The sequence below is a fragment of the Photobacterium carnosum genome, from assembly GCF_002849605.1.
GTDB classification, from domain to species: Bacteria; Pseudomonadota; Gammaproteobacteria; order Enterobacterales; family Vibrionaceae; genus Photobacterium; species Photobacterium carnosum.
This window is the reverse complement of the sequence record NZ_NPIB01000001.1, coordinates 306,474-319,698: the sequence shown is the minus strand read 5'-3', so window position 1 is coordinate 319,698 and position 13,225 is coordinate 306,474. Positions and strand designations below refer to the sequence as shown.

11 protein-coding genes are annotated in these 13,225 nt (G+C 38.9%); 4 read left to right on the top strand and 7 right to left on the bottom strand.

Going from position 1 to position 13,225, the window contains the following annotated elements; all coding sequences use genetic code 11:
• Positions 1–125 precede the first annotated feature (125 nt).
• Positions 126–1,025 carry a sulfite exporter TauE/SafE family protein gene (locus tag CIK00_RS01415; RefSeq protein WP_101767141.1) on the top strand — a complete coding sequence of 300 codons (900 nt, stop codon included), beginning with the start codon at positions 126–128 and terminating at the stop codon, positions 1,023–1,025.
• Between the two features lie 79 nt (positions 1,026–1,104).
• On the opposite strand, the gene lpxH is transcribed toward CIK00_RS01415, so the two are convergent.
• Positions 1,105–1,845, bottom strand: a complete 741-nt coding sequence (gene lpxH, locus CIK00_RS01410; RefSeq protein ID WP_101767140.1) for a UDP-2,3-diacylglucosamine diphosphatase — start codon at positions 1,843–1,845, stop codon at positions 1,105–1,107.
• A gap of 44 nt (positions 1,846–1,889) precedes the next feature.
• Positions 1,890–2,384, bottom strand: coding sequence for a peptidylprolyl isomerase (locus CIK00_RS01405; protein WP_101767139.1), 495 nt, complete (start codon positions 2,382–2,384; stop codon positions 1,890–1,892).
• 191 nt (positions 2,385–2,575) lie between these two features.
• Here CIK00_RS01405 and cysS point away from each other — a divergent pair, with 191 nt between their 5' ends.
• Both cysS and glpQ read left to right on the top strand, forming a co-directional pair.
• On the top strand, positions 2,576–3,958 hold the full coding sequence (gene cysS, locus CIK00_RS01400; protein WP_101767138.1) for a cysteine--tRNA ligase: 1,383 nt from the start codon (positions 2,576–2,578) through the stop codon (positions 3,956–3,958).
• Between the two features lie 363 nt (positions 3,959–4,321).
• Positions 4,322–5,410 carry a glycerophosphodiester phosphodiesterase gene (gene glpQ / locus CIK00_RS01395; protein WP_101767137.1) on the top strand — a complete coding sequence of 363 codons (1,089 nt, stop codon included), beginning with the start codon at positions 4,322–4,324 and terminating at the stop codon, positions 5,408–5,410.
• A gap of 55 nt (positions 5,411–5,465) precedes the next feature.
• Here the strand turns inward: glpQ and CIK00_RS01390 are convergent, their stop codons facing one another.
• Both CIK00_RS01390 and CIK00_RS01385 read right to left on the bottom strand, forming a co-directional pair.
• A complete protein-coding gene (locus tag CIK00_RS01390) occupies positions 5,466–6,284 on the bottom strand; it encodes an ion transporter (RefSeq protein ID WP_101767136.1) in 819 nt (272 codons plus the stop codon).
• 188 nt (positions 6,285–6,472) lie between these two features.
• Positions 6,473–7,111: a YchE family NAAT transporter gene (locus tag CIK00_RS01385; RefSeq protein WP_101767135.1), complete on the bottom strand. Its 639-nt coding sequence runs from the start codon at positions 7,109–7,111 to the stop codon at positions 6,473–6,475.
• A gap of 736 nt (positions 7,112–7,847) precedes the next feature.
• Between CIK00_RS01385 and adhE the strand changes: the two genes are divergently transcribed.
• Complete coding sequence (gene adhE / locus CIK00_RS01380; protein WP_101767134.1) at positions 7,848–10,526, top strand: bifunctional acetaldehyde-CoA/alcohol dehydrogenase; 2,679 nt, start codon at positions 7,848–7,850, stop codon at positions 10,524–10,526.
• Positions 10,527–10,691: 165 nt separating this feature from the next.
• On the opposite strand, the gene CIK00_RS01375 is transcribed toward adhE, so the two are convergent.
• The 3 genes from CIK00_RS01375 to CIK00_RS01365 form a co-directional block, all read right to left on the bottom strand.
• Complete coding sequence (locus CIK00_RS01375) at positions 10,692–11,381, bottom strand: SDR family oxidoreductase (RefSeq protein WP_101767133.1); 690 nt, start codon at positions 11,379–11,381, stop codon at positions 10,692–10,694.
• Between the two features lie 222 nt (positions 11,382–11,603).
• Complete coding sequence (locus CIK00_RS01370; RefSeq protein ID WP_101767132.1) at positions 11,604–12,113, bottom strand: VC2046/SO_2500 family protein; 510 nt, start codon at positions 12,111–12,113, stop codon at positions 11,604–11,606.
• Positions 12,114–12,248: 135 nt separating this feature from the next.
• Positions 12,249–13,223: an alpha-L-glutamate ligase-like protein gene (locus CIK00_RS01365; RefSeq protein ID WP_101767131.1), complete on the bottom strand. Its 975-nt coding sequence runs from the start codon at positions 13,221–13,223 to the stop codon at positions 12,249–12,251.
• Positions 13,224–13,225: the final 2 nt, after the last annotated feature.

Here is a 13,225-nt window from a genome sequence, read left to right as displayed (position 1 = left end):
ATGAATGGTTAAAACAATGGTAACTCATGGCGTATAAGTACATAATATTCGCGGCTGGAATAATTGCCACTTGCAATGCACCTTTTGTGCTCCTCGAATAACCCTCTTTGTGTTTAATAATCCTTATGTCCATATTTACCTTGATACAAGCGGGATTGCTTGTTGGTAGTGGTATTTTTTGTTTGATGTTATTCGTAGCATGGCGAAAAAACCATAAGCAGGAAGCTGATACACGCATTATCCCAATTGCTATTATTGGTGGTTTTGCTCACTTTTGTGACACCTTAGGCATTGGTAGTTTTGCCATCATGACCTCTGGTTATAAACAATTTAAGCTTATTGATGATCAGCAATTACCTGGAACACTTAATGGTCAGTCAGTACTGCCAACGGTTTTTCAGTCATTTATTTTTATGACCGCAATTGCCGTTGATTCTGTGACCTTATTAAGTTTGGTTGCTGCGGCTTGTGTCGGTGCGACAATCGGTGCGCGGTTAGTCTCTAGTTGGGATCGGCAGCATATTCGAATTGTAATGAGTGTGGCGTTATTAATTGTGGCGGGTCTAATGCTTGCTGGGCAATTAAAGCTATTTCCGTTAGGGGGTAGTAGTCTTGGTTTAAGTGGCTGGAAATTAGTTATAGGTATTGTTGGTAACTTTATTTTCGGTGCATTAATGACCGTAGGAATCGGCTTATACGCGCCATGTATGGTAATGATTTACCTGCTTGGTATGAATCCATTAGCCGCTTTTCCCGTCATGATGTGCTCATGTGCATTTTTAAGCTTTTTCTCATCAGCTAGCTTCATTCGTCATAATCGCTTTAATAGTCGCGCAACAATAACGGTTGCTGTCGTTGGGCCGATAATGGTGATCATTGCCGCATATTTAGTGAAGTCATTAAATATGCATGTATTATCGTGGTTAGTGTGTATTGTTGTTTTTTATACCTCAATCACGATGTATCGTTCATGGCTTGCTGATAGAAAAGTGATGCCTAGTAATACAGTGGTAAAAGCACAATAAGTGTCATGCCAGTAAATGATAATCAATAGATTTTGTAGCAATAAAAAAGGTACGCATGTCGTACCTTTTTTTATGCTTATTATTTCGTGTTAGAAGCACTGAAATTACGTGTTTCTAATTGATATCCATCGGGGCGATATACCAACACTGAACCGTGATCATACCAATCACCAAGTACAATCCGTTGTGCAGGAATGCCATCAATATTAAGCTCATGAATATCAGGTCGATGCGTATGGCCGTGAATCATTTGAGTGACATGTGCATCACGCATTACCCGTACTACTTCTGCTTGAGTAACATCCATAATCGATTGGTTTTTGGTTTGATTGTTTTTACCGCTGTTACTGCGGAATTTATCACCGACTTTAACCCTGTATGATAACGGTAATCGTGCAAACAACCATTGGATAACAGGATTGTGAACTTTTTTACGGTAGCGTTGGTAAGCTTGATCTTCAATACACAGCGTATCACCGTGTAAAATTAAGGTGGGTATGCCGTAAAGATCAACCACCGTATGCTGAGGCAATAAGATCATTCCCGTTTGACGGCTAAATTGTTTACCAATTAAAAAGTCACGGTTGCCATGAATAAAGTAACACGGTGTGCCAGCATCAGTCAGGGTTTTGAAGGCATGTTTGACTTGCTGTAAGAAAGGGGAGTCTTCATCATCGCCTATCCACATTTCAAATAAATCCCCTAATACATACAAGGCATCGATATGGTGGGTTTCTTCGGCCATAAAGCGTAAGAAACAAGCGGTAATGTCAGGACGTTCAGCACTTAAGTGCAAATCTGAGATAAATAATGTGGTCATAAGAGTTTAATAAAGGGCGGTAACTGACCGCCCTTTGCGAAGTATTAGTCTTCGATTGTTACGTTTTCGATGATAACGTCTTCAACTGGCACGTCGTCGTGGTAACCGTTACGGCCTGTTTTTACTGCTTTGATTTTATTGACTACATCCATGCCTTCAACAACAGCAGCAAATACACAGTAGCCCCAGCCACTCATGTTTTCGCCAGTGAAGTCTAGGAAGTTGTTATCTTTTACGTTAATGAAGAACTGTGAGCTAGCAGAGTGTGGTGCATTAGTACGCGCCATTGCTAATGTGCCTGTTTTGTTGCTTAGGCCATTGTTTGCTTCATTGTTGATTGTTGCGCGAGTTTCTTTCTCTTCCATACCAGGAAGCATGCCACCGCCTTGAACCATGAAACCCTCAATAACGCGGTGGAAAATAGTGCCATTATAGAAACCGTCACGGCAGTATTCTAGGAAGTTAGCACATGTTACAGGTGCTTTATCTTCGAAAAGATTAATTTTGATGTCACCGAAATTTGTGTGAAGAGTGATCATGATTTTTTCCTTAAATGGAGTATTTTCTTTAAGCGTGGATATTAACTTACCTTAGCCGTGTCAGACAAACATTACCCGCTTAATCTGCACTAATGGCTAAAATAGCATCCATCCTTGAATTTTCCTTGCGATCAAATGCTATAAAAGGTGTAATTACCGACAAATTTGAAATTAATGAGTAATGCTGAGACATGTTAAAGATCTATAATTCGCTCACACGACAAAAAGAAGTATTTACACCCATCCATCCTGGCAAAGTCGGTATGTACGTTTGTGGCGTTACGATCTACGATTTATGTCACATCGGACACGGTCGTACATTTGTCTCTTTTGATGTTGTGTCGCGTTATTTGCGTTACTCAGGCTACGATCTTACTTTCGTTCGTAACATTACTGATATCGACGATAAAATCATTAAGCGTGCCGCTGAAAATGGCGAAAGCTGTGAATCATTAACAGAGCGTTTAATCGGTGAAATGCATGCGGACTTTGATGCTTTAGGCATGAAACGTCCGAATGTTGAACCACGTGCGACACAATTTATTGCTGAAATCATCACTCTTTGTGAACGTTTAATTGAACGTGGCTTTGCTTACGTTGCATCAAATGGCGACGTAATGTTTGAAGTGAGCAAGTATGACGATTACGGTCGCCTTTCTAAGCAAGATCTTGATCAACTACAAGCGGGTGCGCGTGTTGATATCGATATGGCAAAACGTAGTCCATTAGACTTTGTTTTGTGGAAAATGTCGAAGCCTGGTGAGCCAACATGGGAATCACCATGGGGTCCTGGTCGCCCTGGTTGGCATATTGAATGTTCAGCGATGAACTCATCTATTCTTGGCGATCACTTTGATATTCATGGTGGTGGTTCAGATCTACAATTCCCTCACCACGAAAATGAAATTGCGCAATCATGCTGTGCTCACGATGGTCAATACGTGAATACATGGATGCACAGTGGCATGGTGATGATTGATCGTGAAAAGATGTCTAAATCATTAGGTAACTTCTTCACTATCCGTGATGTGTTAAACCATTACGATCCTGAAACAGTACGTTACTTCTTAATGTCTGGTCATTACCGTAGCCAGCTTAATTACAGTGAAGATAATCTTAAACAAGCGCGTTCAGCACTTGAGCGTTTATATACGTCACTGCGTGGCTTAGATACATCAGTAGAAGCTGCTGGTGGTGAAGAATTTGTTGCTCGTTTTAAAGAAGCGATGGATGATGATTTCAATACGCCTGAAGCATATTCTGCATTGTTTGATATGGCGCGCGAGATCAACCGTCTTAAAACGGATGATGTTACAGCTGCCTCTTTATTAGGTGCGCGTATGCGTGAACTCGCTGATATTTTGGGCTTATTATCTCAAGATCCTGAAACCTTCTTACAAGGTGGTGTAGGTGAAGACGATAACGTGGCTGAAATTGAAGGATTAATTCAACAGCGTTTAGATGCGCGTGCTACAAAAGATTGGGCTGCTGCTGATGATGCGCGTGATAAGCTACTTGCGATGGGCATTATTTTAGAAGATGGTGCACAAGGTACAACTTGGCGTCGTAAATAATTAAATCTGTCCTTTATTAAACCGAGGTGTTCTGCCTCGGTTTTTTTATATCTTCATTTTATGTTATCGGCTTAATGTCAGCTTGTTTATACGATTTTTGCCGTTATTACGGTTTGATTTTTATCACGTTATAGACGTGGTAAAAGCAAAGTATGAAACAAATAAGTCGATACGATGAATATTTAATGGCTTTATTCCACTTTGGAATTAAAGTCACTATTCGAGAATAAAGTTTATTATTTGAGCTGTTAATGTTGCTATATACGCATTTGATCGCAAAATCTTCATTTATTATCCGTATTATTTGTTTCGAATGAATATTTTATGTTCGATATTCATCAAGGTGCAATTAAAGGAATAATAATGAAAAAAATGATGCTAGCGACAATGATTGGTTGCGCGATATTGTCAACAAGTGTAATTGCTCAACCTAATACTGATAAAGTTGTTATTGCCCATCGTGGCGCGTCAGGTTATTTGCCTGAACATACTTTACCAGCAAAGGCACTTGCTTATGCGATGAAGCCAGATTATATCGAGCAAGATGTGGTAATGACGAAAGATGATAAGCTGGTGGTGTTACATGATCACTATTTGGATCGGGTAACCAATGTTGCCACTGTTTTTCCAAATCGTGCCCGTAAAGATGGTCGTTTTTATGCGATTGATTTTACCTTGGCAGAAATTAAGCAGTTGAGTGTGACAGAAGGTTTTAATATTAAAGAGGGTAAACAAGTACAAGGTTTCTCTGAACGTTTCCCTATTTGGAAGTCTCATTTTACCGTTCCAACGTTCCAAGAAGAAATTGAAATGATTCAAGGGTTAAACAAAACTTTGGGTTATGACATTGGTTTATATCCAGAAATTAAAGCGCCATGGTTTCATCGTCATGAAGGTAAAGACATCAGTAAAGCGGTACTGACAGTATTAAAACACTATGGTTATATTGATAAAAACAGTAATATTTATTTACAAACGTTTGATTTTAATGAACTTAAGCGTATTAATGATCAATTAATGCCAGCCATGGGTATGGATCTGAATTTAGTACAACTGATGGCGGAAACCGATTGGAATGAGACCATGGTGTATGACAAAGCAGGTAAGGCACATGCGTATAGTTATGATTGGATGTTTAAGCCTGATGGTATGAAAGTCTTGTCTCAATATGCAGATGGTATTGGTCCATGGAAACCGATGATAGTGAAAGACAGTTCAACGGTAGGACACATAGAACTCACTGATATGGTTAAAAACGCCCACGAGAATGGCATGGTGGTACACCCTTATACGTTTCGTGCCGATAAAGATCGTATTCCTGCCTATGTTAAAGATTACGATGGCATGTTAGAGGTGTTTTATAATCAAGCGGATGTCGATGGTGTCTTTACTGATTTTCCTGATAAAGCAGTGCATTTCTTACAACAACAATCACAGCCTCAAAAACAGTAACTAATTGTTTTTATATATAGCCCGTTCTATGTCTAGATACGGGCTTTTTATGTCGCTATAACGTCTCTGGCAGTTGTGTTCCGCATTTTTTGCAGTACTCAGCATCCATTTCGTGACCGCTGGTGGCACAATTAGGACACCGAATCAGACCTCGATGAGTTTTCATCTCTTGATTTAACTCTGCGGTAATAATCCCCGTAGGCACTGCAAGAATTGAGTAACCCAACAACATGGTTAATGATGCTAACGCCTTACCCATTACGGTGTGAGGCACAATATCGCCATAGCCTACAGTCGTGATGGTGACAATTGCCCAGTAAATACTTTTGGGAATACTAGTAAAACCATTTGCTGGACCTTCAATAATGAACATTAATGAGCCAAAGACTGTGACCAGAATTAAAACCGAACTAAAAAAGACCACTATTTTACGTTGAGCGTGACGAAGTGAGCGTAATAAAATATTGGAATCTTTAAGAAATCTTGCCAGTTTTAGCACGCGGAAAATACGTAATACACGAATAAGACGAATAATCAGTAAGTAGTTCGAACCTGGAATTAAAAATGCAATATAGGCAGGTAAAATGGCCATTAAATCGATAACACCATAAAAGCTGCGTATGTAAGCAAAGGGGCGCGGAGAGCAATATAAACGTAAGATGTATTCAATAGTGAATAGAATCGTAAATGTCCATTCAGCAATAACAAGTAAATGGGAATATTGTGATTCAATGCTAGCAACAGATGAGATAATTAAAATTAATTCAGAACTGACAATAGCAATAATTAGCGCAATATCAAACCATTGTCCGAAGCGAGTAGAAGTACCGAAAATAATTTGATATAGACGTTGTCTTGAGGTTAGTTTTGTCATAATTTAATAAAGTATATTAACAAGTAAAATGCAACGTAAGATATTAATCGCTGCGCATTGCCATTAATTGGCTTGAATGAATCTAAGTATATCAAAACCCCACAATGACTTAAGGATTTATTGAGTGCTAAAAAAGCCCCAACGTTAACATTGAGGCTTGGTACTATCTATAAGGATAAACAATGATGCTAGCTCAATCCTGGCAACATCACGCGTAGTCCATTAATAATAAATTCAATACCGAGTGCTGCAAGAATCAAACCCATAATACGCGTAATAACGTTAATACCCGTTTGACCTAAAAATCGAACAATGTAAGGTGCTGAACGAAATAATAACCAACAACAAAAAGCAAATACTGCAATAGTGATTGCTATGCCAATAGTAGAAGTAACGCCTGGATAGCGAGAGCCATATACAATGGTGGAACTTATCGCACCAGGACCTGCCATTAATGGCATTGCTAATGGTACGACTCCAACTTGTTCACGGCTAACGGATTCTGACTTCTCTTCTTTATTCTGTTTTACCTCACCGATCTTACCGCTCATCATTGAAAACGCGATACTTAGTAACAGTAAACCACCGGCAACTCTAAATGAATCAATTGAGATACTGAATAGATCCAGTAAATGTTGCCCAGCGATGAGTGCGACAATTAAAATAATAACAATGGCAATATTGGTGGTTAATGCGGTTTTGTTTCGCTCTTCTGGGCTCATGGATCCAGTAAGAGAAACAAAAACAGGCATGATACCGATAGGATTGACTGTTGCAATAAGCCCAACGAAAAAATGTAAAAATATAGCTATATCAAAAGTCTGCATAATTACACCTACTAAGTTACTTTGATTTTTTATGCTGTGAGTAAAGAAAAGGAAATAGCCATTTTAATTTTTATAAGAGGTCATAGAAATTAAATCATTGGGGGCTAAATTAACCTTAATAAATGGTATCTAAGTTAGTGATCTATAAGGATGTATGGTTAAAAAGTACTATTGCGACCATATTTTAATCTAAGCTAACTATTTCATCCACCAATAAAAGCTAATTTATGCGAGCTAAGGCGATGAAAATTATATATACGATTGATTATGAGAAGTGGATTGTTGTGTCTTAGGCTTAGAGAAAAACAATGTATAAGATGAATATGCAACAAATATTGAGCAGTTGACGCAATAAATCGTGATTTCTGTCACAATTAAATATCTTATGGGCTAGTAAATGTATTTTTATTACGTAATATTTCGGCTTGTGAAATAAATGATTTTAGTACATAGTAAGTAAATCAGCTGTAAGGCTCATAAAATTACATGTAAAAGAATGAAAAACACGCTAAATTTTACTATTTAATGATTATTTCAGCGTTTTGATGGAGTAGTGATCTAAATCAAACTTTTTGTAGTGTGAAAAATTATAATCAGTTTTGAAAGCAATTTATTAAGTATGTGTATTGTTGAAAGTGTTAATGAGTTTAACGCTCTTAATGTAGAAAGATTTCAGCATATTCTTACTAAATGATTTTTGATGAATTTTATAGTTTTTTATTTTTGGAGAAACAATATGCCTGTAACTAATTTAGCTGAACTTGATGCTTTAGTAGCACGAGTTAAAGTGGCTCAAAAAGAATTTGCAAGCTTTTCACAAGAACAAGTTGATAAAATATTTCGTGCTGCGTCGCTAGCTGCTTCAACTGCTCGTATCGAGCTTGCTAAAATGGCAGCAGAAGAGTCTGGCATGGGTATCATGGAAGACAAAGTGATTAAAAACCATTTTGCTTCTGAGTTCATTTACAATAAATACAAAGATGAATTGACGTGTGGCGTTATCGACCGTAACGATGAAGGCGGCACGATCACTATCGCTGAACCTGTAGGTATTGTTTGTGCAATCGTTCCAACGACAAACCCTACTTCAACAGCAATCTTTAAATCGTTAATCTGTCTTAAAACACGTAATGGTTGTATCTTCTCGCCACACCCACGTGCTAAAAATGCAACTAACTACGCAGCGAAAGTTGTATTAGATGCAGCAGTTAAAGCGGGCGCACCAAAAGATATCATTGGTTGGATTGACCAACCATCTGTTGAACTATCAAATGCACTAATGAAACATGAACACGTCAACATGATCCTTGCTACTGGTGGTCCAGGCATGGTTAAAGCAGCTTACTCTTCAGGTAAACCAGCAATCGGTGTTGGTGCAGGTAATACGCCTGTTGTTATCGACGAAACTGCTGATATCAAACGTGCTGTTTCTTCTATCCTAATGTCTAAAACATTCGATAATGGTGTTATCTGTGCTTCTGAGCAAGCCGCAATCGTTGTTGAATCAATTTACGATGAAGTTAAAGCTCGTTTCGCTGAATACGGCGCGGCAGTTCTAAGTAAAGAAGATGCAGATAAAGTACGTAAAGTACTACTTATCAATGGCGCACTTAACGCTAACATCGTTGGCCAACCAGCATACAAAATCGCTGAGCTAGCAAATGTTAAAGTGCCTAAGTCAACTAAAATTCTTATCGGTGAAGGCCTAGAAGCTTCATGGGATGATGAATTTGCTCATGAAAAACTATCTCCAACTCTAGGTCTATTTAAAGCGAAAGACTTTGAAGATGCTGTTCGTCAAGCTGGCATCGTATTAGACATAGGTGGTGTTGGTCATACATCAGTACTTTACACTGACCAAGATAATAACGAAGAGCGTATTGCGTACTTCGGTGACAAAATGAAAACTGCTCGTATTCTTGTGAATACACCTGCATCTCAAGGTGGTATCGGTGACCTTTACAACTTTGAATTAGCGCCTTCACTAACTTTAGGTTGTGGTTCTTGGGGTGGTAATGCTATCTCTGAAAACGTAGGTCCTAAGCACCTTATCAACAAGAAAATTGTAGCTAAGCGAGCAGAAAATATGTTGTGGCATAAACTACCTAAATCTATCTACTTCCGTCGCGGCTGTTTACCAATCGCAATGAGTGATCTTGAAGGTAAAAAACGTGCTCTAATCGTAACTGACCGTTTCTTGTTCAATAACGGTTACATCGATGACCTACGTTCAATCTTGAAAGAGAAAGGCATGGAAGTTGAAGTCTTCCATGAAGTAGAAGCAGATCCAACATTAGCAGTAGTTAAAGCAGGTGCTGAAGCATGTGCAAGTTACCAACCTGATGTTATCTTAGCTGTTGGTGGTGGTTCACCAATGGATGCTGCGAAAGTTATGTGGGTGATGTACGAGCATCCAGAAACTGATTTTGAAGATTTATCAATGCGCTTTATGGATATCCGTAAACGTATTTACAAGTTCCCTAAAATGGGTCAAAAAGCTGAACTAGTATGTATCACAACTACTTCAGGTACTGGTTCTGAAGTTACACCATTTGCTGTTGTAACTGATGAAAAGACAGGTCAAAAATACCCATTAGCAGATTACGAACTAACGCCAAACATGGCTGTTGTTGATGCTAACCTTGTAATGGATATGCCTAAGTCTTTATGTGCATTCGGTGGTTACGATGCAGTAACGCACGCATTAGAAGCTTACGTTTCTGTTCTTGCTAACGAATACTCAGACGGTCACGCTCTTCAAGCTCTTAAGATGCTTAAAGAGTACTTACCAAGTTCTTACACGAACGGTAAGAAAGATCCAATTGCACGTGAGAAAGTACACAATGCAGCAACAATCGCTGGTATGTCTTTTGCGCAATCTTTCCTAGGTGTGTGTCACTCAATGGCGCATAAGTTAGGCGCTGAATTCCACGTACCACACGGTCTTGCTAATGCGTTATTAATCTCGAATACTGTTCGTTTTAATGCGACTAACAACCCAACTAAACAAGCTGCGTTCTCTCAGTACGACCGTCCGAAAGCACGTGCTCGTTACGCTGAAGTTGCTGAGCATTTAGGTTTCCGTGAAGGTAATACTGAAACGAAAGTTAATGCGTTACTTAATTGGTTAGAAGAGCTTAAAGTTGCATTGGATATTCCACTGTCAATTCAAGCTGCTGGTGTTAATGAAGCTGCGTTTATGGCTAAAGTTGATGCAATTGCTGAAGATGCGTTCGATGACCAATGTACTGGTGCTAACCCACGTTACCCATTGATTAAAGAGCTTAAAGAAGTATTAATCGCTTCTTACTACGGTACAGCATACGTTGACGGCGAAACGTTTGAAGAAACAACAGTAGTTAAGAAATCAGAGCCAGTACAAGTTGCTGCAAAAGGTAAAAAAGCAAAAGCTTAATATCTTTACTGACTAAAATATAAAAAAAGCCCGTCTAGCAATAGACGGGCTTTTTGTTTTTGGGGATTTACACGATCGATAAGTGATTAACCTCGCAACCTCTGAACATAAAAAAGGCCAAGTGTTTATCTTAGCCGATTGATTAATTTATTATTTTACAGCTGTTTAAACCCCAATTTCAGACTCTAGCATTCGTCCGTTGAATGAATCATTACGGACAATGTATTCGACGTTACGCGCAATTTCGTCTTGCATCGGGATATTAATAATCGCGTGTTGGTCACAAGGCTTATTCTGTAGATTTATCGGTACAATACCGCCGACACGAATATTTAAATTCGCAAGTTCGTTCGCCCAATTTTGAGTTAAACCACTGACAACGGTTTTACTGGTTGTGGGTGTGTGTGGTTGATGATTTTCATTGCTCAATGCCAGATTAACAATGACACTTTGATGAGGTTGATGCTGCATAAATTCAGCGGCTACTTTTCCAAAGATAAAAAAGCTCGCAGCACTCTTTTGCATTATATCGTTAAAGTCGACGATTGATGTTGGTGATAATAGATTAGGTATTTCTGTGCCTGTCCAAGTATTCAATAATATATTGATTGATCCAAATCTTTTATTCACTTGTTGAAATAGTGTTTTAATACTAGTTTCATCGTAGCTTTTTATGTAGAACGCAGCTGACGAATCACTTATTTTTTGACAAGATCGTAAGGTTTTTTTTAATTCAACTTCGTTATTATCGACTAGCGCTAAAGCAGCCCCTAATGATGCGAAATGAAGCGCTATTGCTTTACCAATAGGATTACCAGCATCGGTGATAATAGCGACTGATTGTCCGATATGCATATATTCCCAGCCTTAATGTTTAGATAGTCTTATTTTAAGCCTTATTGGTATTAATTTTGTAGTGGTTATATCTAAGGCAATTACTATCCTTAATACTAGTTAAAAATAGTGCAAACTAATAATAATAAAGAAGAAATTATGAGCGGTGTCACGAACAAATAGGGTTATTATTTCTGCATCATAAATAATATATATTATCTTTGATCAACTGCAAATATTGGTTTAAGCAGCCCAACTCATTTCACTCTGGCGTTTAGATTTAATTAACGCTAAGTAAAGATCTTGTGGCGTTGCTTGAAGTGGTTTTAGCTCGATAGGTGGTAATTTACGACGTTCGTGAAGAGATAGATTATGGAATAAGTCTTCTGGTAAACCTTTGGTTTTTTGGGGTGGGTAAGAAAGGGCGGTTGGTTGCAATTGTGCCAATAGACGGGTGCTGGTTAAACTTGCTTGATGAAAGGCCTGTGCTTGTTCCGCTGCTCGTTGATAACATGATGGTGTTGATGTGAGGGGCTGTGGTGCTGGAATCTCAAAATAAGCTCGCAGTTGTTGTGATGACAGTGTTTCTATTGGGGTAGTATCAACAGGAATGTTTTCATGCAGATCAGTAGACAATAACGCTAACATCAATGCAAAATCAGCACGACGTCCACCTTCAACCGCATGGTTAAGGTGAGTACCGAGTTGAATTTCATTAATAAGCTGTAAATTATCCAGTGATTGAGTTTGCATGTAATCAATAATTGGCTATGTTAAATAAGATACTTAAGTTATCGACATTAAGAATAGTAACTTTAATGATTTATTTTAGGTAATAAAAAGCCCTGAGCATGTCAGGGCTAATCATATTATTGTATTGATAGTCGTTTAGAACTCAGGTTTAGCGCCAAATTGATGGGCACAATACGCCACTCGTTCTTCAGGCGTCGGTGTATGTGCGGTTACTCCCATTGCTTCAATATGACGTAAGCGTGGTAACAAGCCAGTACCATTAGCAATTTGAATCGCTAAACCGGGACGAGCATTTAGCTCTAATACCATTGGACCTTTTTCTTTGTCCAATACCATATCTGTTCCAATATAGCCTAAGCCGGTCATTTCCCATGCACTGGCAGCAAGTACCAGCAGCTTGTTCCATTCAGGGACTTCAAGCTCACTTAATAAGCGATCAGTGTCAGGATGGCGTTCAACGGGTAAGTTAAACTGTACCGCTCGAATCGCTTTACCTGATGCAATATCAATACCGACACCAACTGCACCTTGGTGAAGGTTTGCTTTACCATCAGAAGCTGCCGTTGAACAGCGCATCATTGCCATCACAGGATAACCTTTAAATACGATCACGCGTACATCGGGCACACCTTCATAGCTAAAACCATCAAACACATTATCAAATTGAATTAGGTTTTCGACCATCGCAACATCATTTTTACCCCCTAGCGAGAATAATCCGGCAAGGGTATTGGTAATATGACGTTCAACATCTTGTTGATTAATTTCAGCACCTGATGGCTTAACATAAATGCCATCTTTGTGCTTCACTATTACCAAAATGCCTTTACCACCAGAGCCTTGAGCGGGTTTTATTACAAACCCAGGCCAGTTTTTAACCATATGGTGAATATGCTTAACCGTTGCTTGGCTCTCAATCACACCAATCAAATCAGGAACGGTTGCTCCCGCTTGTTGAGCAATGAACTTGGTTTTTAGTTTGTCATCTACAAGCGGAAAACGACTACGATCATTATATCGACCAATATAGCTATGGTTACGTTTGTTCATTCCCATTATGCCACGATCACGCAGTTTTTTCGGTGAGGTAAACTGTGAAAAGAACGACATAG